This window comes from Qipengyuania sp. CAU 1752 (genome assembly GCF_054482615.1).
Genome location: NZ_JBTLRE010000001.1, coordinates 998,200 through 1,018,973, shown reverse-complemented (window position 1 = coordinate 1,018,973; position 20,774 = coordinate 998,200). Strand labels below are relative to the sequence as shown.

At 61.9% G+C, this 20,774-nt stretch carries 21 protein-coding genes; 14 read left to right on the top strand and 7 right to left on the bottom strand.

Features of this window, described 5'->3' with window-relative positions; translation table 11 throughout:
* Window positions 1–66: 66 nt before the first annotated feature.
* Both ACXYL9_RS04935 and ACXYL9_RS04930 read right to left on the bottom strand, forming a co-directional pair.
* A complete protein-coding gene (locus ACXYL9_RS04935) occupies window positions 67–1,290 on the bottom strand; it encodes an acyltransferase family protein (RefSeq protein ID WP_459038469.1) in 1,224 nt (407 codons plus the stop codon).
* Between the two features lie 130 nt (window positions 1,291–1,420).
* Window positions 1,421–2,077, bottom strand: a complete 657-nt coding sequence (locus ACXYL9_RS04930; RefSeq protein WP_459038468.1) for a class I SAM-dependent methyltransferase — start codon at window positions 2,075–2,077, stop codon at window positions 1,421–1,423.
* A 369-nt stretch (window positions 2,078–2,446) separates the two neighbouring features.
* Here ACXYL9_RS04930 and ACXYL9_RS04925 point away from each other — a divergent pair, with 369 nt between their 5' ends.
* From ACXYL9_RS04925 to wecC, 3 genes are all read left to right on the top strand, one after another.
* Window positions 2,447–3,508 carry a hypothetical protein gene (locus ACXYL9_RS04925; RefSeq protein ID WP_459038467.1) on the top strand — a complete coding sequence of 354 codons (1,062 nt, stop codon included), beginning with the start codon at window positions 2,447–2,449 and terminating at the stop codon, window positions 3,506–3,508.
* Window positions 3,505–4,293, top strand: a complete 789-nt coding sequence (locus ACXYL9_RS04920) for a WecB/TagA/CpsF family glycosyltransferase (RefSeq protein ID WP_459038466.1) — start codon at window positions 3,505–3,507, stop codon at window positions 4,291–4,293. The genes ACXYL9_RS04925 and ACXYL9_RS04920 overlap by 4 nt, the downstream gene beginning before the upstream one ends.
* A 63-nt stretch (window positions 4,294–4,356) precedes the next feature.
* Window positions 4,357–5,607: a UDP-N-acetyl-D-mannosamine dehydrogenase gene (gene wecC / locus ACXYL9_RS04915; RefSeq protein ID WP_459038465.1), complete on the top strand. Its 1,251-nt coding sequence runs from the start codon at window positions 4,357–4,359 to the stop codon at window positions 5,605–5,607.
* 25 nt (window positions 5,608–5,632) lie between these two features.
* Here the strand turns inward: wecC and ACXYL9_RS04910 are convergent, their stop codons facing one another.
* Genes ACXYL9_RS04910 through rfbA form a run of 5 tightly spaced genes read right to left on the bottom strand, consistent with a single transcriptional unit; the run spans window position 5,633 to window position 9,938 of the window.
* A complete protein-coding gene (locus tag ACXYL9_RS04910; protein WP_459038464.1) occupies window positions 5,633–6,607 on the bottom strand; it encodes a glycosyltransferase family 2 protein in 975 nt (324 codons plus the stop codon).
* Window positions 6,604–7,656, bottom strand: a complete 1,053-nt coding sequence (gene rfbB, locus ACXYL9_RS04905) for a dTDP-glucose 4,6-dehydratase (RefSeq protein WP_459038463.1) — start codon at window positions 7,654–7,656, stop codon at window positions 6,604–6,606. The genes ACXYL9_RS04910 and rfbB overlap by 4 nt, the downstream gene beginning before the upstream one ends.
* Window positions 7,649–8,509, bottom strand: a complete 861-nt coding sequence (rfbD, locus tag ACXYL9_RS04900; protein WP_459038462.1) for a dTDP-4-dehydrorhamnose reductase — start codon at window positions 8,507–8,509, stop codon at window positions 7,649–7,651. Before rfbD ends, rfbB begins: the two co-directional genes overlap by 8 nt.
* Window positions 8,506–9,051 (bottom strand): dTDP-4-dehydrorhamnose 3,5-epimerase, encoded by a 546-nt coding sequence (gene rfbC / locus ACXYL9_RS04895; protein WP_459038461.1) that lies wholly within the window; start codon window positions 9,049–9,051, stop codon window positions 8,506–8,508. Before rfbC ends, rfbD begins: the two co-directional genes overlap by 4 nt.
* Window positions 9,048–9,938 (bottom strand): glucose-1-phosphate thymidylyltransferase RfbA, encoded by an 891-nt coding sequence (gene rfbA, locus ACXYL9_RS04890; protein WP_459038460.1) that lies wholly within the window; start codon window positions 9,936–9,938, stop codon window positions 9,048–9,050. The genes rfbC and rfbA overlap by 4 nt, the downstream gene beginning before the upstream one ends.
* Before the next feature lie 118 nt (window positions 9,939–10,056).
* Between rfbA and tsaD the strand changes: the two genes are divergently transcribed.
* The 11 genes from tsaD to ACXYL9_RS04835 all read left to right on the top strand — a co-directional run bounded on the left by tsaD (window position 10,057) and on the right by ACXYL9_RS04835 (window position 20,607).
* Window positions 10,057–11,091, top strand: coding sequence for a tRNA (adenosine(37)-N6)-threonylcarbamoyltransferase complex transferase subunit TsaD (gene tsaD, locus ACXYL9_RS04885; protein ID WP_459038459.1), 1,035 nt, complete (start codon window positions 10,057–10,059; stop codon window positions 11,089–11,091).
* A complete protein-coding gene (locus tag ACXYL9_RS04880) occupies window positions 11,088–12,083 on the top strand; it encodes an NAD(P)H-dependent glycerol-3-phosphate dehydrogenase (RefSeq protein WP_459038458.1) in 996 nt (331 codons plus the stop codon). Before tsaD ends, ACXYL9_RS04880 begins: the two co-directional genes overlap by 4 nt.
* Window positions 12,084–12,154: 71 nt before the next feature.
* Complete coding sequence (locus ACXYL9_RS04875; RefSeq protein ID WP_459039862.1) at window positions 12,155–13,687, top strand: lipopolysaccharide biosynthesis protein; 1,533 nt, start codon at window positions 12,155–12,157, stop codon at window positions 13,685–13,687.
* Window positions 13,688–13,790: 103 nt separating this feature from the next.
* A complete protein-coding gene (locus tag ACXYL9_RS04870) occupies window positions 13,791–15,506 on the top strand; it encodes a vWA domain-containing protein (RefSeq protein ID WP_459038457.1) in 1,716 nt (571 codons plus the stop codon).
* Window positions 15,507–15,560: 54 nt separating this feature from the next.
* Window positions 15,561–16,295: an OmpA family protein gene (locus ACXYL9_RS04865; protein WP_459039861.1), complete on the top strand. Its 735-nt coding sequence runs from the start codon at window positions 15,561–15,563 to the stop codon at window positions 16,293–16,295.
* A gap of 1 nt (window position 16,296) precedes the next feature.
* On the top strand, window positions 16,297–16,467 hold the full coding sequence (locus tag ACXYL9_RS04860; RefSeq protein ID WP_459038456.1) for a hypothetical protein: 171 nt from the start codon (window positions 16,297–16,299) through the stop codon (window positions 16,465–16,467).
* Window positions 16,464–16,973 carry a hypothetical protein gene (locus tag ACXYL9_RS04855; protein WP_459038455.1) on the top strand — a complete coding sequence of 170 codons (510 nt, stop codon included), beginning with the start codon at window positions 16,464–16,466 and terminating at the stop codon, window positions 16,971–16,973. Before ACXYL9_RS04860 ends, ACXYL9_RS04855 begins: the two co-directional genes overlap by 4 nt.
* An 80-nt stretch (window positions 16,974–17,053) precedes the next feature.
* Complete coding sequence (locus tag ACXYL9_RS04850) at window positions 17,054–17,413, top strand: response regulator (protein ID WP_459038454.1); 360 nt, start codon at window positions 17,054–17,056, stop codon at window positions 17,411–17,413.
* Window positions 17,414–17,542: 129 nt separating this feature from the next.
* Window positions 17,543–18,718 (top strand): acyl-CoA dehydrogenase, encoded by a 1,176-nt coding sequence (locus tag ACXYL9_RS04845; RefSeq protein ID WP_459039860.1) that lies wholly within the window; start codon window positions 17,543–17,545, stop codon window positions 18,716–18,718.
* A 226-nt stretch (window positions 18,719–18,944) separates the two neighbouring features.
* Window positions 18,945–19,595, top strand: a complete 651-nt coding sequence (gene maiA / locus ACXYL9_RS04840; RefSeq protein ID WP_459038453.1) for a maleylacetoacetate isomerase — start codon at window positions 18,945–18,947, stop codon at window positions 19,593–19,595.
* A 1-nt stretch (window position 19,596) separates the two neighbouring features.
* The gene (locus ACXYL9_RS04835; protein ID WP_459038452.1) at window positions 19,597–20,607 is read left to right on the top strand and encodes a fumarylacetoacetate hydrolase family protein; all 1,011 of its coding nucleotides are present in this window, start codon (window positions 19,597–19,599) and stop codon (window positions 20,605–20,607) included.
* Window positions 20,608–20,774 lie beyond the last annotated feature (167 nt).

The window sequence follows — 20,774 nt, the reverse complement described above, 5'->3', positions numbered from 1 at the left end:
ACCTTTTGGAGTACAAGAATGACCAGCGCCAAGTCAGCAGAAGCCCTGCAACGTCGCAAGAGCACCCTATTCTACTACGGGATAGGCATCGTTCTTGTCGTTGGTTCGCTTGCTCTCGTCCTGCCTCGCGTCTGATCGCGGCTGGGCCAATGCCGCGCGGCTCCACCGCCGCATTGGTGCCTCTACCAAGTGATAGGTAGCGTAGGCTACGCCGACGACCCCGGCCAGCAAGGTCAGCGTCAGTAGGTCGGACACCCACGGCGTCGACACAACGGTAAGCGCCCCGAACTGGTTGAACCCGACAGTCCAGGGCACGTCATACCGCTCTGCCAGCCGAAGCGCCGTCATGAAGCATATCTGCACAAACATATGCACGATGTAGATCGAGTAGGATAAGGCTCCGAGCAGCAGGAATGATCGACCGGACAGGATCCGGCTCAACCAGCCAGCCTCGCGTGCAAACACCAATATGGCCAAGCCGAAGACGACCGGGACGAGCAACGTGGTCGGACCTTGTGCAAATGTTACTGTGACCACGCACAGTGCCGTTGCCAATATCTCGATCACGCTCGCTTTGCGCAATGACCAGGTGTTCTGCCCCGGAAGCGCAAATCGATACAGCGCCATGCCCAAAGCAAAACCGAAAAGACAGCGCGGCAGGGCGTTGACATAGGTCGAGTTAAGCCAGGGGTCGCCTGCGACTGCCAGGATCGCCAGCGATGATACGCACACGGCGGCTACTGCGGGCCACGGATTACGTGGAAACAAACGCAGTACCATCGCCATCAGCAGGTAAGCCCACATTTCTGCGGCGATGCTCCAACCGGGGCCGTTCCAGCCGAGCCGGTCAACGATCCCGAATATCTGTGTCAGGGTCAGATTGAGGGCGAGCAGATCAAGCCTCATGATGCCCGTGAACGGTTCCCGGGCGGGAGATTGCGCCAACAGCAGCAACAATTGCGGAACCAGATATGCCGCGAGCACCAGTAGATACATCGGGTATATCCGGCCCATTCTGAGGCCCATGAAGCGCGAAATTGAGAACCCTTCGCGCAGGCGCTCGCCGTAGGAGGCGTAGATCACGAAGCCGGACAGGACGAAAAAGAAGTCTACGAACATCCAGCTGCCCCGCGCAAACGCAGAACCTGTGATCATGCCCGAACTGTTGAAATGAAAGAAAACAACCGCACAGGCGCTCAAGCCGCGCAGTGAATCCAGAACCGCGAAACGATGCGGCAGACCTGAACGGTCGCTCAAATTGGCGCGGTCGATATTGAGAGACGCGTTCATTCAGGCTTCCGTTGCATTGCGCTAGCCGGATAGCGGCTGAAACTTACGCACTTAAGACGATACGGCCCAGTTTTGCGTAAGTCCAGCGTGCAGTATTTGGAATATTATAACCCTATACCGAGCCTCATTACTAAGCTTTGCGGTCACGATAGGCGATAATAGATTTCGATAAGCCAGCAAACCTTTCAAACCGCACATGAGCATCGGGAAAAAGTTCGTGGATCTGACGGGGCGTCAAGAGGCGCGTATTCTCAACCGCCTCGCGCGCTTCATCGAGTGTTTTCAATCGTCCCGCCGTGGCAATCGGTAGTTTTCGAAGCAGCGATACCCGCAGTGTTTCGGGCATCCAGTGGAATGCCGGCATGCGCCAGAAGTGCGGGTCCACCGGGAACCAGAAATTCGGCGTTTGCAAGTAATATGCCGGTGCCAGGCGCCGTGTTTCACGGGCGAAGGCGGCAACCATGTCCGACCCGCCGACGTGTTCGATAACCGAGTTGGAATGCACGATATCGAAGCTGTTGTCGGCAAAATCCATATTGGTTGCGTCACCCACCGCCATAGCGAATGGACCTTCCCCGAGATCGGTCGGGGTGAGATTGACGATCGTGATCTCGAACCCGTGGCGATCGAGAAATTCGAGGCCAACGCGCCGCCAGTAATGCGCGGTGCCACCCATATCGAGTATACGACGCCCGTTTCGCAGCAGGAACTCGCGCAGGAACTCGTCGCGCTTTGCGCGAAGCCGGTAGGACAGTGATTGCGGGTCTCGGGGGTCGGAAAGCGCCATTGCGTACCCTATAGGTTGCCATTCACCACACGTCATGCGGAAAGCCGCGATGGGTACAAAGCAGTCCTTTGCAATGCGGAATGGCGTGTCTAAAAGCCCCCCATGACAGCCGCGACACAGGATGCACTGATAGGTGAGCCGCGCGCTGGTGCCTCGGCTGAGCAGTTCACGATGCCGCTTTGGGCGCCTGTCGTCCTGGTCTATTCCTATTTATTGCCGCGCGAGGTCCGGATTGAATTTTCCGGTCTCGTTTTTTTTGCCGACCGACTCGTTTCGCTCGCCCTGCTTCCGCTCCTCTTATACGCGGTCTGGCGCGGTGCGATGCGCTTGCGCGGACCCGATATCCTCGTTCTTGGCTTGGGTGGCTGGATGGTCGCGGCGATGGCTTCCCACTACGGGCTTGCCAGTGGAATTGAACGCGGCGGCGCGCTGGCGCTGGATGCGACCATTTCCTATTTTGTGGCCAGAAGCTGCATCAAGAATACCACCGATTTTCAGAAGGTTTTGATCCTGGTGGCTCCAGGCTTCGCCTTGGCCGGATTGTCTATGGCACTGGAATCGATCTCTGGCCGCAATTTGGTGCGTCCCGCAGCAGTGGCTGTTTTCGGGGCCTTGCCGCAGTTTATCGGCGGGGAAGCGGTAGGCGAATATTTCATTCGCTCGGAATTCCGTCTGGGATTGATGCGGGCAACCGGGCCGTTCCCACACTCGATCCTGGGGGGTCTTTTCCTGGCCAGCCTGCTGCCCCTCTACCTATGGGCGCGCCTGCGTGGTTGGCCGCGGATCGTAGGCGCACTGTCGGCGCTCTGCGGGTTCTTCGGTCTCAGTTCGGCCGCACTGCTCGCCTTGGTTCTAGGTGCGGGCTTTATCATTTACGACCGCGTCCAGAAAACCGTGCGAGAGCTCAACTGGACAATCGTGCTGGTCGCGGTCGGCGCGCTGGCGCTGGCGATTCAGATCGCCGCCAAGGGTGGGCTGCTCTATGTCATTATTCGTTATCTCACTCTCAATCCGGCAACCGGCTCCTATCGCCAGATAACCTGGGACTTTGGGCTTTCCTCGGTACGCCACAACCCGTTGTTCGGGATTGGTTTCGAGGGATTTGACAGGCCGTCGTGGATGATCAGTGAGTCGGTCGACGCGCATTGGCTGCTCATCCCCATGCGCTTCGGCATACCGGCGATAGTATTCGCCGGCGCATTGGCCGTCTGGGCAATCGTCATGGCGGCCCGCGCCAGCACGCGCGGAGACGATGTGGTTTATCAACAGGTCCTGCGGAGCCTGTGTTTCTCGCAGATCATCCTTGTACTGATGGCCTTCACCGTATCCCTCACCGGTTCGATCAACGGCTGGCTCATGATGCTGATCGGCGTCACCGTCACCCTGGCGGCAACACCTCCGACGCTCCATGGCAAGGTTGTCGCGAAGTGACGCGAATCTGGTTCTTCGGTACGCCACTCGATCTTCTCACTCTTGGAGACATGACCAATGCGGTCCGCGACGCGATCAGGGACAAAGGCACCTTGCGCCACACCGCCCTGAACGTCGCCAAGCTGATTACACTGAAGAACGATGCCGAGCTGGCGGCCGATGTGTGCGCCAGCGACATAGTGGGGGTCGACGGGATGGGGATCGTGCTCGGTCTCAAGCTCTTCGGCATCAAGAATGTCGAGCGCGTTGCCGGGGTGGACCTGTTCATGGCCTTGCTCGAGCGCTCGGCAGCAGAAGGGTGGCGGCCCTACCTCCTGGGTGCGCGGCGCGAAGTGCTCGACAACGCGATGGCCGAAGCCCGCAAACGCTACCCCGGCCTCGAATTTGCCGGATCGCATCATGGCTATTTCTCAACGGCCGATGAACCGGTCCTGGTTGAAGAAATTGCGCGCAGCGGCGCAGATTGCCTCTTCGTCGCCATGCCCACTCCCTACAAGGAACGGTTCCTCAACCGTTACTCTGCGGAAATGCAAATCCCCTTCACCATGGGTGTAGGTGGCAGTGTGGATGTGCTGGCCGGCGAGGTTTCCCGGGCGCCTGTGTGGATGCAGAGAATCGGGCTCGAATGGCTTCACCGGCTGATCCAGGAACCGCGCAAGATGGCCCGGCGATACATCACGACCAACACGGCTTACGCCTGGCTCCTGGCGAAGACTTATCTCAAAGGGCAAAATCCTGTTGAAACTTCGCGCGCCTGCTCGGACCGTTTGTCTAAATCGGAATAGGCCGCTAGCGAGGCATCAAAGATGTCCATTCCGGATCGCACTTCTCAACCCGAGCCCTTTCCCATGACCCAGCATTCGATTTACGACGCCGCGATGATCGGCTTGGGGTACATCGGCTTGCCCACTGCTGCCGTGATTGCCCGTTCGGGGCTCAAGGTGCGCGGCGTGGACGTGAATCCGGCGGTGGTCGATACCGTCAACAGCGGCGAAGTCCATTTCGAGGAAGCCAACCTCGACCAGTTGGTGCGCAATGTGGTTGACCGGGGCCTGCTTTCGGCTTCACTCGAAGCTCCCAAGGCTCACACTTACGTGATCGCGGTCCCCACCCCGTTCAAGGACAACCATAAGCCCGACGTCAGCTTCGTCCTCTCGGCCCTCGACATGATCGCTCCGCGCATTGCTCCCGGAGCTTGCGTGATCCTGGAATCCACCTCGCCGATCGGTACAACCCGCCAGATGGCGGAACGGCTGGCGGCAAACCGGCCCGACCTGGCCGTACCCGGTTTCTGCGACGGCGAACCCAATGTTGCGATCGCCTATTGTCCAGAACGGGTACTCCCCGGACACATAATCGAGGAACTGGTCAGGAATGACCGGGTCATCGGCGGCATGACTGCCGCCTGCGCTCGGCAGGCCGCAGAATTCTACCGCCGCTTCGTCGACGGCGATTGCCTGCTCACCAGCAACAGCGTCGCCGAAATGGTGAAACTGGCCGAAAACAGCTTCCGCGACGTCAACATCGCCTATGCCAACGAACTCTCTCTCATCGCCGAAAAGATGGACATTGACGTGTGGGAGGTCATCCGGCTGGCCAATCGCCATCCGCGGGTGGAGATCCTCAAGCCCGGCCCCGGCGTGGGCGGACATTGTATTGCGGTTGATCCGTGGTTTCTGGTCTCGAGCGCGCCCGAAGAAGCACGGCTGATCCGCACTGCGCGCGAGGTCAATGACAACAAGGCTGTGCATGTCACCAGCCGCCTGAAAGCCATGCTCGATGCAACACCAGATGCCCGGCTCGCGCTGCTGGGACTGGCGTTCAAGCCCAACATCGACGACTTTCGTGAGAGCCCGGCCATGAAAATCGCGGAAGAGCTGTCCGGCTATGGCGACAGGCTAATGGTCGTGGAACCTTTCGCCGAAGAGCTTCCCAGCGGACTCGCCGATTGCGGCGCAAAACTGTGCAGCATAAGCGAAGCTATGGAGGCTTGCGAACTAGTCGCGGTGCTGGTCGATCACGACGTCTTCAAGATCGTTCCACCAGAGGCCTATCAGGGCAAGATCCTGTACGACACCCGGGGTATGTGGGCGGCCTGAGTGCGCGCCAGCCAAGGGGCTTGTCCTATCGCGGCGGCAGCCGGCCGCGCGACCATTCTCCGCGCAATTCCCAGACCTTGGTCCACACATGCGCCTGCTGCGAGCCCTTGCCGGTCAAGGCCGACAGTACCCGATAGCCAAAGCTCCGCAGCCCTGTCCCCATGACGTAGAAGTTACGCACCAGCGAGGCAGCCATTGGCGACATGTGCTTCTTCGCCAGGGCGACCTTTGCGGCGCAGACCGACAAGCGGCTGTGATAGCTGGCCGTGGCGCTGGCACCGCCATAATGCACGATTGTCGCGTCTGGCGTCACACGCGGACGCGCGCCGGCCTGCCGCGCGCGAGCGCACAGCTCGGCTTCCTCGCCATACATGAAGAAATCGAGATCGAACCCGCCGAGCGCGTCCCAGAAATCGCGACGGATCAGGAAGAAACAACCTGAGACAATATCGACCTCGCGCTCCGTCGACCGGTCCCAGCCCCGCATCGCCTCCGGATCAAAGATATTCCAGCGCGAGAATGCAGCAGACAGGCCGGTCCCGAAACACAGCGCGCTCCACACCGTCAGCCTGCCCCAGGCCGACCCGATATTGAGCGACCCGTCGACAAATACCGTCCGCCCTCCCCAGATCTTTGCATTTGGCCGGGCACGGGCGAATTCCATTAGCCGGTCGATTGCCCCGTCGAAAGTCAGCGTATCGCTGTTGAGCAAGAGCAGATACTCGCCGCGCGCTACTTCGGCGGCCAGATTATTGGCCTTGGCAAAACCGTGATTGGCTTTCTCGGCCAGCAGCCGGACCTGGGGGAACTCGGCCGCGATCGCCTCTGCCGACCCGTCGTTCGACCCGTTGTCGACAAGGATGGTCTCGAACCGGGTCCTGTGGGTATTTGCATAGAGCGAGCGAAGCGCCTCGAGCGTCATCTCGCGCGTATTCCAGTTGACGACCAGTACGCTGAGTTCGGGATCAACCGCCGGCTTCGTTTCGGCAAGCTGGGTCATTTGGCCTGCAATGGCGTCCACCATTCCTCGTTGGCGAGATACCAAGTTAGCGTCTGAGCGAACCCTTCGTCGAACGTTCTGGTGGCGCGGTAACCCAGTTCCTCGCGAGCCTTGGTCTCGTCAATCGCATAGCGCCGGTCGTGACCCTTGCGGTCTTCGACGAAGGTCTTCAGCGTGGCGGTGGGCTGGCCGTTGGCAGCGGGCGCCTGCGGATAGCGCTCGGCCAATTGCGGATCGGCTGCAAAAGCGGAGTCGACCCCGCGACAGATGGTTTCGATGACTTCGAGATTGGGCAATTCCTGCCCGCCGCCGATGTTGTAGACTTCGCCCGGACGACCCTGGCCTATCGCTGCCTCGATCCCGCGACAGTGATCTTCGACATGCAGCCAGTCGCGCACGTTCATCCCGTCGCCGTAGATCGGCAGCGGCCGCCCATGCAGCGCGTTGATCAGAAACAGCGGGATGAGCTTCTCGGGATATTGGTAAGGACCGTAATTGTTGGAGCAATTGCTGGTCGTGACCTGCAGGCCAAAGGTGTGGTGATAGGCACGCACCAAGTGATCCGAACCCGCTTTTGACGCCGAATAGGGTGAGTTGGGCGAATAGGCCGTGGTTTCGCTAAACGCCGGATCATCGGGGCCAAGCGATCCGTACACCTCGTCAGTCGAGACGTGGTGGAAGCGGTGTTCGCGGCCGGAGCCTTCCAGCCAGACCCTGCGTGCAGCCTTGAGAAGACTGTGGGTGCCTACGACATTGGTCTCGATGAAGGCGTCAGGGCCACTGATCGATCGATCAACATGGCTCTCCGCTGCAAAATGCACCAGCGTATCGATGGCGCGATCACGCAGCAGTGTCTCGACCGCGTCGGTATCGCAGATGTCGCCATGCACGAACTGCGCATCGGGAAGATCGGCAATGGTGGAACGGTTACCGGCATAAGTCAGCGCATCGAGCACATGCAGCTCGTCCTCCGGGTGCCGGGCGCGCCAGTAGTGCACAAAATTGCCGCCGATGAAGCCGGCACCGCCAGTGACGAGTAGGTTAGCCAAGCGTCTTTTCCTCTTGCAGCATCCGGCGTAGATTGACCCGCCAGTGGGTGTGTTCGTCTCCAAGCAGGCTACGCGTCGCGCTATCGTCGAGCAGCGAATAGGCCGGGCGCCGGGCCGGCGTCGGATACTGTTCTGTCGATATCGGCGCGATGCGCGTCTCACGTTCAAGCAGTCCGAGGGCCAAGGATTCCTCGTTGATCGCTACGGCGAAATCGTACCAGCTCGCAGCCCCGGCATCGCGGTGATGATAGATGCCCGAAGTCCCGGCCTGCGCAAGGCCCCAAAGCGTGCGGGCCAGACCCGGCGCATGGGTCGGGGCCCCGATCTGGTCAGCGACGATGCCAAGCTGGTCACGCTCATTCATCAGCCGCAACATGGTGGTCACGAAATTGCTGCCGCCGGCAGCATAGACCCAGCTCGTGCGGCAGATGATGGCCGCGCCGCCCGCCGCCGCGTCCTCGCCAGCCGCCTTGCTCACGCCATAAACGCTCAGCGGGTTGCGTCGCGCATCTGGCGTATAGGGGCTGCAGGCTGTGCCGTCGAAGACATAGTCGGTCGAAACCTGGACCAGCCGGCCGCCGTGATCGGCTAGCGCGGCGGCGAAATGCCTTGGTGCCTCGGCATTGATCGCCTGCGCCGTCGCCGTGTCGGTCTCCGCCCGGTCGACGGCCGTGTAGGCGGCGGCGTTGATGACCCACTCGGGCCGATGTTCCGCGACACAGGCTCGGATGGCCTCGCCATCAGCAAGATCGAGTTGATCGCGGGTCAGTCCGACAACATCCCAGCCCTCGGGCGCGCAAGCCAGCAGCGCCTTGCCGACCTGTCCCGTGATCCCGGTAACCAGGGCCTTCACGCGAACGCCTCGACCTCGGCCAGCGTCAGCGCCGAGCGGTCTTTCGCCGACAGGATCGGTGTCTCTTCTCCGAGAGGCCAGTCTATCGCCACGGTCGGATCATCCCAGACGAGCGAAAATTCCGCCGCCGGAGCGTAGGGAGCATCGCATTTGTAGAGCAGGTCGGTATCGTCTTCGAGCGAGAGAAAGCCGTGGGCAAAGCCGCGCGGTACCCAGAACATGCGCTTGTTGCGGGCACTGAGTTCAATGCCAGTCCACTTCCCAAATGTCGGGCTCGACCGGCGCAGGTCGACCGCGACATCGAAGATTGCGCCGTTGACGACCCGCACCAGCTTGCCCTGCGGACCGGGGTTCTGGAAATGCAGGCCGCGCAGGACGCCCTTCTGACTGCGGCTGTGATTGTCCTGCACGAAATCGATATCCAGCCCCGCGTCGGCAAAGCGGTCGGCATTCCAGCTTTCGAGGAAGAACCCGCGCTCGTCCCCATGGACATCGGGGTCGACAATCATCGGCCCCTCAATGTCGCAAGGCAGGACTTTCATTTGCGCAGACCATGGTGCGGGAGCGCCGCGAGATATTCGCCGTAACCCGACTTCTTCAGCGGCTCGGCCAGACGGGCGAGTTGCTCGTCGTCGATAAAACCCTGCCGCCAAGCGATTTCTTCGGGGCAGCAGATCTTGAGGCCCTGCCGTTCCTCGGTGATGCGGACATAGGTCCCTGCATCGAGCAGCGATGAGTGGGTTCCGGTATCGAGCCAAGCATAGCCGCGACCCATGATCTCGACATTGAGTGAACCGTCTTCGAGATATGAGCGGTTGAGATCGGTGATCTCGAGTTCGCCGCGCGACGACGGCTTGAGGTCGCGCGCACGTTCGACAACCGTATCGTCATAGAAATACAGGCCGGTAACAGCATAATTCGAGCGCGGATTTGCCGGTTTTTCTTCGATTGTCCGGGCCCGGCCTTCGGCGTCGAAATCCACCACGCCATAGGCCTGCGGATCGCGCACGTAATAGGCAAAGACACTGGCGCCATCGGTCCGCGCATTGGCGCTGGCAAGCAGTTCGGGCAGCCCGTGTCCGTAGAAGATATTGTCGCCAAGGACGAGCGCGCTCGGCTGCCCGGCAAGAAAATCGGCACCGATGTGAAAGGCTTGGGCCAGCCCGTCGGGATTGGGCTGGACCGCATATTCAATGGTGATGCCCCATGCGGCCCCGTCCCCCAGCACGGCCTGGAAGGCGGCCTGGTCCTGCGGCGTAGTGATGACCAGCACTTCGCGGATCCCCGCCAGCATCAGGGTGCTGAGCGGATAATAGATCATCGGCTTGTCGTAGACCGGCATCAGTTGCTTCGAAACGAAACGGGTCAAAGGCCACAGGCGCGAGCCGGTGCCGCCTGCGAGGATAATTCCCTTTCTGGCATTACTCATCGTCAGCTCCAGCGAGGATCGGCCAGGCACAGCGCGAATCAGGGCAATAGTGGGTGAAGGTCGTGTCGGTCATCGGCAGCGCTTGCCCTAGCCTTGCCATCGTCTAAGGGAAACCCGCATGGCGATTGTCCTCGGCATAGAATCGAGCTGCGACGAGACGGCGGCCGCGCTGGTGACGAGCGAGCGGCAGGTATTGGCGCAGCGGATTGCCTCGCAGGACGAGGCCCACGCCCCCTATGGCGGCGTCGTTCCCGAAATTGCCGCCCGCGCCCATGCCGAACGGCTGGCTCCGATGATCGAGACGGTGATGGCCGAAGGCGGACTCGAGTTCGCCGACCTGGATGCCATCGCCGCAACCGCCGGGCCCGGACTGATCGGCGGCGTGATGGTCGGGCTGGTCAGTGCCAAGGCGCTGGCGATGGCGGCGGGCAAGCCGCTGCTGGCCATCAATCACCTCGAAGGCCATGCGCTCAGCCCGCGGCTGGCCGATGCCGAGCTTGAATTTCCCTATGCCTTGCTGCTGGTTTCGGGCGGTCATTGCCAGATCCTGCGGGTCGATGGCGTTGGGCGCTATCGCCGACTTGCCACCACCATCGACGATGCGCTGGGCGAGGCGTTCGACAAGACCGCCAAGATCCTTCACCTCGGCTATCCCGGCGGCCCCGCAGTCGAGCGACTGGCCCGCGAGGGCGATCCTACGGCAGTCAAGCTGCCCCGCCCACTGGTCGGCAGCGGCGAGCCGCATTTCAGTTTCGCCGGGCTCAAGAGCGCGGTTTTACGCGCGCATGAAAGTGGGCAGCACGAAACGGCAGACATCGCTGCCAGTTTCCAGCGAGCGGCCATCGACTGTCTGCTAGACCGGCTGCGCGTAGCGCTGGACGACGGCGGCGACCTGCCTGCGCTGGTGGTGGCTGGCGGAGTCGCGGCGAACCAGGAAATCCGCCGCGAACTTGAAAGTTTCGCCAAGGCTCGCTCCATGCGTTTCGTAGCTCCTCCACTGGAACTGTGCACCGACAATGCCGCAATGATTGGCTGGGCGGGGTGCGAACGGCTAGGGTTGGGACAGGATGATCCGCTCGATTTCCAGGCCCGGCCGCGTTGGCCGCTCGACCCGGATGCAGAGCCGGTCCGCGGAGCGGGAGTGAAGGGATGAGCGGCGCGGTAGCAGTGATCGGGGGCGGCGCCTGGGGAACCGCGCTGGCGCAGATGCTGGCCAGCGATGAACGCGACGTGCTGCTGTGGGCGCGCGAGAGCGAGGTGGTGGCTGATATCAATACCAACCACCGCAACACCGCCTTCCTGCCCGCCGCCGAGCTTTCTCCCTCCATTCACGCGACTGACGATATCGGCGCACTGGCGGGCATCCCGGTGGTTCTGGTGGTCACTCCGGCGCAACATACCGGCGCTGTCCTCGCAACCTTGCCAGGCGATCCGCGCGACCTAGTGCTGTGCAGCAAGGGGATCGAGCAATCGACCGGCCGGCTGATGAACGACGTCGCGGCCGCCGCCTGCCCGCAAAGCGACATTGCCATATTGTCGGGTCCGACTTTCGCCCATGAAGTTGCTGCCGGCCTGCCCACCGCAGTAACCCTCGCCTGCGCTGGCGGTGAAACGCAGTGGCAGCGTTTGAAGCCGGTCATCGCGCGAGCCGCCTTCCGACCTTATTACAGCGACGATGTGGCGGGGGCCGAAGTCGGCGGCGCGGTCAAGAACGTGCTGGCGATCGCTTGCGGCGTTGTTGACGGGCTGGGTCTCGGCCAGAACGCCCGCGCCGCCCTGATCGCTCGCGGATATGCCGAGATGCTGCGCTTTGGCGAAAATCTCGGTGCGCGAGCCGAGACACTGGCCGGCCTGTGTGGGCTCGGTGACCTGGTGTTGACCTGTTCATCGACTTCCAGCCGCAATTTCTCGCTTGGCAAGGCACTCGGCCAGGGACGATCATCCGCCGATCTGATGGCCGACCGCACCACCGTGGCCGAAGGCGCGCATACCGCGCCAGTGCTGGCCGAACTGGCGCGCTCGCGTGGCATCGACATGCCGATCGTCGATGCCGTCAACGCCCTGCTGGAAGGGGCGCCGGCCCGCGACGTGGTCCAGCAATTGCTGGCCCGACCCTTGCGTGCCGAACGGGAAGCAGGCGCTTGACCGGTACGCCACCGCCCGCAGGTGCGCCCGCCAACACGCCAGCCGATCCGACCGTCGAGAATACCGACGACATGGCGGCACTGGCCAAGGGCGGTCGAACCAATTTCTTCGGCTTCCTCCTGCGACTGGTTGCCCGGCTGCCGTTCCTGTTCCTGGCCGGACGGCTCTATGGCGCCGACGCTGTCGGTCGCTTCGCCTCGGCCCTGATCGTTGTCGAGTTGCTGGCGCTGATCTGCTCGATGGGTGAAAAGCGCGGTCTCGCTCAGCGCCTGACCGAAAGCGAGGAACCGCACGCCAATCTGGTGGTCGACGGCTTCCTGCTCTCGCTTATCCTGTCGAGCATTGTTGCCTTCATCCTTTGGCTGTTCCCCGCGCCAATGTTCCCCAACGGGATGAACAGCGAGTTCGATATTCTACTGGTCGTCGCCATTCCCGGTTACGCGTTGACCGAGATCGCGCTCGCTGCACAAGCTTATAAATTCGATATCGCAACCACCGTCCGCGCTCGCGCCGTGGTCGAGCCGTGGACGATTTCGATCATGGCCGGGGCACTCTATTTCTGGCTGCCCGATGCCGGGCTGGCGCTTGCCTATATCTTTTCGATCTATGCCGGACTCGTGACGGCACTGTGGCCCTTCTGCAAGACCTATGGCGCCCCGCACGGTTGGCGGCCGCAACCAGTATACATGTGGCGCATGCTGACCCGCGCATTGCCGCTGGCTGCCACCGACGGAGTGGAATGGGGAACGCGGCGGCTCGACATCTTTATCCTCGGCTTCTTCGCATCTCCCGCGGCGGTAGGCATTTACTACATGGCCCAGCAGGTCGCGAGCCTGCCGCAGAAACTCAAGACCAGCTTCGAGCCTGTGCTCGGCCCGGTCATCACCAAGAATTTGAAGGACAAGGATTACGCCGCGATCGCCCGGCAGGTGTGCCAGGTTGGGTTCTGGATCATAGCCGCACAGGCCGGCATCGCGCTGGCGCTGGGCATTCCGGGCGAGGCCGTGATGGGTCTGATTGGTCCCGAATTCGTTGGCGGTACCGGCGCACTGGCTTTCCTGCTGCTGGCCGAAGTGGTCGCCGCCACCGCTGTCGTTTCCGAGGCTGCGCTGGTCTATATGGCGCGGGTCCGCAACATGTGGATATCGCTTGCCACCATCGCCCTCCAGGCCGGGTTGACCGTTACCGCGCTGCTGGTGATCCAGAACATGCAGCTGCGGGACGGCTTCATGGCGGCAGGCGCGGCCATATCGCTGATGGTAGCGCTGGGTGTCGCCTCGCTGGTCAAGGCACTGCTGTTGACCAAGCTGCTGGGATACCCGGTCAACAATTGGCGCTGGGCGCTGGTCTGGGCCGCAGCGCCCGCCGTGGCGGTGGGCTATGCCATCACCTACCTGCCTGAATGGATGGAACTGTTGCTGGGTATCCCGATGATCCTTGGGACCTATGGCTACATCATATGGCGACGTGGGTTCGGGCCGGAAGACAGGATGTTGTTCCGCAGGAATATCGGCGGCGAAGCCGACGATGTCGACGACCTCCCGCCGCCCGATCCGGTGGCGGACAACGACCTGCCCGAACCCGGCCCCGAGTTGCGGCGCTAGGCCCAGCCCTCCCCAGACTGACAATTCCTGCACAAGACATTCAGAACGCATTCACGCGCGCGGCCAATGCTTGGGGACGGGTTGTTTGTGGGGAGGACTGACGATGCGTTTCATCCATATTTGTACCGCCAGCGCGCTAGCTGTGGCCATGGCTGGCTGCGCCTCCCAAACGCCTGAGGAAAACGAGCGGATTGTTGTGACCGGTTCCAAGGCCAGCCGATCTGACGAAAACACCCGACCATCCCCTCCAGCCCCGCCACCGCCCGCATTGCAAACTGCACCAGCCTATGCAGCCGAGGCGGTTGCCGACGGAGTTGTCTCAGGTTCGCGCGTGAAAACCGTCCCACCCAGCTATCGCTACATCCCGCCTGTGGTGGTTCCCGGTCCGACCGACCGCGAACGGTATGACGGCGAGGAAGTCTCGCCGGTCAAGATCGCCGCTGTCGAGCCGATCTCCACATTCTCGGTCGATGTCGACACCGGCGCTTACGCCAATTCCCGCCGGTTCCTGTCGCAGGGCCAGATGCCGCCCAAGGCTGCAGTACGGACCGAGGAGTTCATCAATTACTTCCGATACGATTATGAACGTCCGCTCGACCGGTCGCAGCCCTTCTCGGTCAGTTTCGATGCGGCCCGGACACCGTGGAACGCTGATACCAGACTGATTCGCATCGGCCTGGCCGGATACGATATCGAGCGTGACGAGCGCCCGCCTGCGAACCTGGTCTTCCTCATGGATGTCTCGGGCTCGATGAACAGCCCCGACAAGCTGCCGCTGGTCAAGACCGCGCTGGCCGGGCTGGCGGGAGAATTGCAGCCCCGCGATACTGTTTCGATCGTGGTCTATGCCGGGGCGGCTGGGCTCGTGCTCGAACCGACCAGCGATACCCGCGCCATCCGCGCCGCGCTCGATCGGCTGCGGGCTGGCGGCTCGACTGCTGGCGGGGCCGGACTGGAACTTGCCTATCGCATCGCCGAGGACAATTTCATCGACGGCGGGGTCAACCGAGTAATTCTCGCCACTGATGGCGATTTCAACGTCGGCGTGCAGAGTCGCGATGCGCTCATCGAAATGATCGAGAAGAAGCGCGACAGCGGTATCACGCTGACCACGCTCGGCTTCGGAACAGGCAATTTCAACGAGGCGATGATGGAACAGATCGCCAATCACGGGAACGGCAATTACGCCTATATCGACAGCGCGCTGGAGGCGAAGAAGGTACTCGGCGACGAGATGTCCTCGACGCTCTTCACCATCGCCAAGGACGTCAAGATCCAGGTCGAGTTCAATCCCGCGGTGATCAGCCAGTATCGCCTGATCGGTTATGAAAACCGGGCGCTCAGGGACGAGGATTTCGACAATGACGCGGTCGACGCGGGCGATATCGGTGCCGGGCACCAGGTCACTGCGATCTACGAGGTTGTCCCCACGGGCACGAAGGGCTGGATCGCCGACCGCCGCTATGGCGACAAGCGTCCCTCAGCAGCCGCCACGATGGTCGAGGAAGCAGCCTATGTGAAGCTGCGCTACAAGCTGCCCGATGGCGATACGTCCACCTTGATAGACTATGTCCTGCCCACTTCCAGCCTGCGCAATGCCGGCGCGCCACGCGGGGATTTCGCCTTTGCGACGGCGGTGGCCGGGTTCGGCCAGAAGCTGCGCGCCGACCCTCTGCTGGAAGGCTTTGCCTATCGCGACCTGGTCAAGCTTGCCGGGAGGCAGGACAATTACTGGCGGCAGGAATTCATCCAGCTCGCCTCGCTGGTCGGTGACCAGCTGGCAGAAGATGGCCCCCGCACGATGCAAGGCGGCAAGTAGGCGTCTTGCCTCTTTCCTTTTGCCCCCGGGGATGGCTAGAGGAGCGGCGTGACAATGCGCCCCACCATCGCCATCCTCGCCGGAGCCCTGCTCGTAGTGATCTTCGCCCTAATCGCGGCGATCCAGACCGTTCAGCCGTTGCGTGAAAGGCTCGCATCGCAAGCCGCCCAACTGATCGAGGCAGAAGCAGACGGCTTGGTCATTGCTCAGTTTGCAACCGCAGGAGGCTGGGCCTCGCGCCACGCCATGCTGACCCCTAAGGGCGAAATCAGCGAAAGAACCCGCGATCGGGTTGCCCGGGGCATCGCCGCACTTCCCGGGGCCGGCGGAGTCCACTGGACCGATGGGACGATGCTGGCCGAACCCGGCGAAGCTCCGGTCGAATCGCTGCAATGCCAGGACGACGTTGCCGCCATCCTTGCTGCCCGCACGATCCGGTTCGAGGAATCGAGCGCGGAACTGGCAGCTGGAGGATCAGAGCTGCTCGACGAGGTTGCGGCCGCGCTCAAGCCTTGCTTCGGTGCCCGCATCGCCATCACCGGACATACTGACAACTCGGGCGACGAACCGGCGAACACGGTCCTGTCAGAGCAACGCGCCGATAGCGTGAAACGTGCGCTGGTTGCTCGCGGAATTGCCGAGCAAAGCCTGCAGACCCGCGGGGTCGGCTCCAGCCAGCCGGTCGCCGGGCTCGACCCGGCCGATCCGGCCAATCGGCGGATCGAGTTTACCGTGGTGGCGAAGTTGCAGGTGCGCCCCACGCCCATCGATACACCGGGGCCACGCTGACATGCCGATCTGGACCGAACTCGTTATCCTGCTGCTGTTTACCTACGCCGTCGGCATTGGCATCGGCTGGCTGGTGTGGGGCCGGGCCCCGGCCACGTTGTACGATGATCCGGATCCCGAAATGCCGTCCAAGCCCCTGGCCGACAACCCAAAAGGAGAAAGCGCCCCATGATCGAACTGGTCGAAGCCAACTGGCCCTGGTTCCTGATTGTCCTGCTGCTGGGCATTGCAGTCGCCTGGTTTATCTTTGTCGGCACGCGCCGGACCACAGTAACCCGCGAAGGCAATGGCGAAGACACCGGGCCGGCCGCACGCAACCAGGCATTGATCGATGCGCAGCCCGTTGCCGCCGTGCCACCCGCTTCGCCAATGGGGGTGGCAGGAGCCGGTACCGTGGCCGCCGCTGCGGTGCAGGAAGCGGCGACGAAGGCCGCGCCGGACAGCGATGACCTGACCCGGATCAAGGGCGTGGGACCGAAACTCGCTGCCCTCCTCAACGAACTAGGTATCTCGCAATTCGCGCAGATTGCTGCCTGGACCGATGCCGATATCGATCGCATCGACGCCCGGTTGGGTCGCTTCGAAGGGCGGATCCGGCGCGACGACTGGGTCAGCCAGGCCCAGCTGCTCGCCAGTGGCGATACACAAGGATACGAGGACAAGTTCGGCAAGCTCTGATACGCTGCTCCCTTGGCGGGGGAACGATTCCCATTCCGCCACGTTGGTTAGGTTCATGTCATAACCTCGGGGAGGACGCGATGAACGCGCCCTATGTATTCGTCGCTGAAGATGAGATCGTTATCGGAGACGATCTTTGCCAGACCATGAAAGAAGCCGGTTGCGAGGTCGAAGGACCCCTGCCCGACGTCTCATCGACGATGCTCGCCTATCAGAAACGCAAGCCTGACGTTGCAATCCTCGATATCCACCTGGGCGACGACAACGTCTTGCCACTGGCGGAAAAATTCATCTCAGAAAATGTGCAGGTCATTTTCCATTCGGGCCTCTACAAACCCGAGGATCTTGCCGAGCGATTTCCTGGCGCGACCGTCCTGCAGAAACCGGTCCCACCGAGCAAGATGCTCGATACCGTCAGGGCCAAACTCGAAAGCGCATAGTCTCCCAGGCGGATTTAGACTGGTCGAGCCATGCGTTGGGCTTGAAGCGGCGCGCCAGTCCTGCAAAAGCACGGACGTTACCAGCCGTCGCCCGCAACAGGGCGTGACCTAGGAGTTAACATGGCAGGCATGGCGCCCTTCGCCTGGGACGATCCGTTCCGGCTCGATGAACAATTGACCGAAGACGAGCGGATGATCCGCGATGCCGCCCATGGTTTCGCGCAGTCCGAATTGCAGCCCCGCGTGATCAAAGCCTTTTCCAACGAGGTCGACGCACCCGAGCTGTTCCCTCTGATGGGCAAGGCGGGGCTCCTCGGCGCGACCATCCCCGAGGAATATGGCGGTGCCGGTGCCGGCTATGTCGCCTATGGCCTGATCGCACGGGAGATCGAACGGGTCGACAGCGGCTATCGCTCGATGGCCTCGGTCCAGTCATCGCTGGTCATGTACCCCATCCACGCGTTCGGGTCGGAAGAACAGCGCCGCAAGTTCCTGCCCGGCCTCGCTTCGGGCGAACTGATCGGCTGTTTCGGCCTGACCGAGCCAGACGCCGGATCGGACCCCGGCGGGATGAAAACCGTCGCGAAGAAACGCGGCGACACTTACGTCCTCTCCGGGTCGAAAACCTGGATTTCCAACTCTCCTTTCGCCGATGTATTCGTGGTCTGGGCCAAGAGCGAGGCGCACGGTGGCGGCATTCGAGGATTCGTTCTTGAAAAAGGGATGAAGGGACTTTCCGCGCCCAAGATCGAAGGCAAGATTTCGCTACGTGCCAGCACCACCGGCATGATCGTGATGGACGAGGTCGAAGTTGGCGAGGACGCGCTGTTGCCCGACGTGCAGGGATTAAAGGGCCCGTTTTCCTGCCTCAACCGGGCGCGTTACGGCATCAGCTGGGGCGCGATGGGCGCGGCCGAATTCTGTCTCCACGCCGCGCGCCAATACGGGCTCGACCGACACCAGTTCGGCGTTCCGCTGGCTAGCAAGCAGCTGTACCAGTTGAAACTCGCCAACATGGTGAGCGAGATCGCGCTGGGCCTGCAAGGCTCGCTGCGGGTGGGACGCACGATGGACGAAGGTACCTTCGCGCCGGAGATGATCAGCATCGTCAAGCGCAACAATGTCGGCAAGGCGCTGGAAATCGCCCGCCATGCCCGCGATATGCACGGCGGCAACGGCATCAGCGAGGAGTATCAGGTCATCCGTCACATGGTGAACCTGGAAACGGTCAACACCTACGAAGGCACACATGATGTCCATGCCCTGATCCTTGGTCGCGCCATCACCGGGCTGGCAGCGTTCTAAGCCTGCTGTCCTACATCGCACCCTGCTGGCAAGACGTTCGAATGTCCGCCCTTCCCGCCCACTTTCGCACCTCGATCAAGGGCGATGCCGGGCCGCGGAAATTCGTCTCCAGAACAGTGTTCCAGGTGTTCCATCCTGTAGGAATTACAGGCGGTGGCGGCGGAACATCTGTCGCTTCGCTTGGTTCTTGGTTACAGGTGCGACCAGCGGGAGGAAATGCGGCTTCATGAAGCTTTACGGCTATTTTCGCAGCTCGACGAGCTATCGCCTGCGCTGTGCGCTTGAGCTGAAGGGGCTGGCTTACGAAAACGTGCCGGTGAACCTGCTCAAGACCGAGCAGAAGAGTGAAGAATTCACCGCCCGCAACGCCTTTGGCAGCGTGCCGATGCTGGAAACGGACAGCGGTGACAAGGCTCAGTCGATGGCGATCATCGAATGGCTCGACGAAGCCTATCCCGACAAGCCGCTGCTGCCTTCCGATATCCAGCAACGGTATGTTGCCCGTGAACTCGCTTATGCCATTGCCACCGAGCTGCACGCACCGCTCAACCTGCCAGTGCTGAAGTGGTTGAAAGAGGAATATGGCAAACCGCAGGACGAGGTCGATCGCTGGTATCGCCACTGGCTCGCCCGCACGCTCGACCCGCTCGAAAAACGGCTGGAGCAGCTAGATACGGGCGATTTCCTGTTCGACGAACCCGGCTTCTTCGAAGTGGTGTTGATGCCGCAAATGTATAATGCGCGCCGGTTCGCCTTCGACTTCTCCGCCCACAAGCACATGACCCGGATCGAGGCTGCTTGCCTCGCCCATCCCGCATTCCAGCGCGCCCATCCCGACGCGCAACCCGACAATCCAGAAAACAACAAGGACAGCTGAGATGAAGCTCGCCACCCTCAACGACGGCACCCGCGACGGCAAACTCGTGGTCGTATCCAAGGACATCACCCGCTATTGCGCGGCCGACAATATCGCCCCGACAATGCAGTTCGCGCTCGACAATTGGGACGAGGTCGCTCCCCGTCTCGAGGCGCTCTACCGCGATGTCGAACACCAGACCGTGCCGTGCGAGCGTTTCCACGAGCGCGAAGCCCATTCACCCCTGCCGCGCGCCTACCAGTGGGCCGATGGCTCGGCCTACATCAACCACGTCGAACTTGTGCGCAAAGCACGCGGCGCCGAGGTTCCCGAGAGCTTCTATCACGACCCGCTGATGTACCAAGGCGGCAGCGACGACTTCCTGCCGCCGCGCGCCGACATCCCGCTCAAGGACACCGCCTGGGGCTGCGACATGGAAGGCGAGATCGCAGTCGTGGTCGACGATGTGCCGATGGGTGTCTCATCGGAGGAAGCGTCCGACCACATCAAGCTTCTCATGCTGGTCAACGACGTGTCGCTGCGTGGCCTGATCCCCGGCGAACTGGCCAAGGGTTTCGGCTTCTTCCAGTCCAAACCGGCGACGGCTTTCTCGCCGGTGGCTGTAACCCCTGACGAGCTGGGCGATGCGTGGAAAGACAATGTCATCCACCTGCCGCTCAACGTCGATTACAATGGCCAGCCCTTCGGCCGCGCCAATGCCGGCGTCGACGCCACCTTCAGCCTTGCTGACCTGGTTGCCCATGCGGCCAAGACCCGCAATCTGGGTGCCGGTGCGATCATCGGCTCGGGCACAGTCTCCAACCAGGACGAGAATGGCGGCCCCGGCAAGCCAGTAAGCGAAGGCGGGCATGGCTATAGCTGCATCGCCGAAATCCGCATGATCGAGACCATCGCCAACGGGGAGGCCAAGACCCGCTTTATGGCACCTAGCGATACGGTGAAGATCTGGATGGAAGACGATCAGGGTCACTCCATCTTTGGCGCGATCGAACAGGAAGTGGTGCAGGGCTGATCAGCGGCTAGCGCCAGCCACCACCGGACAGACACCAAGAGGAGCTTGCCATTTTCTTCGATAATGCCCTGCTCGACATTGCGGCGCGCGGAACAATCCTCGCCACCGTAGCGCTCGTCTGGATCGTTATACTGGTCCGCATAGTCGGACTTCGGTCGTTCTCGAAG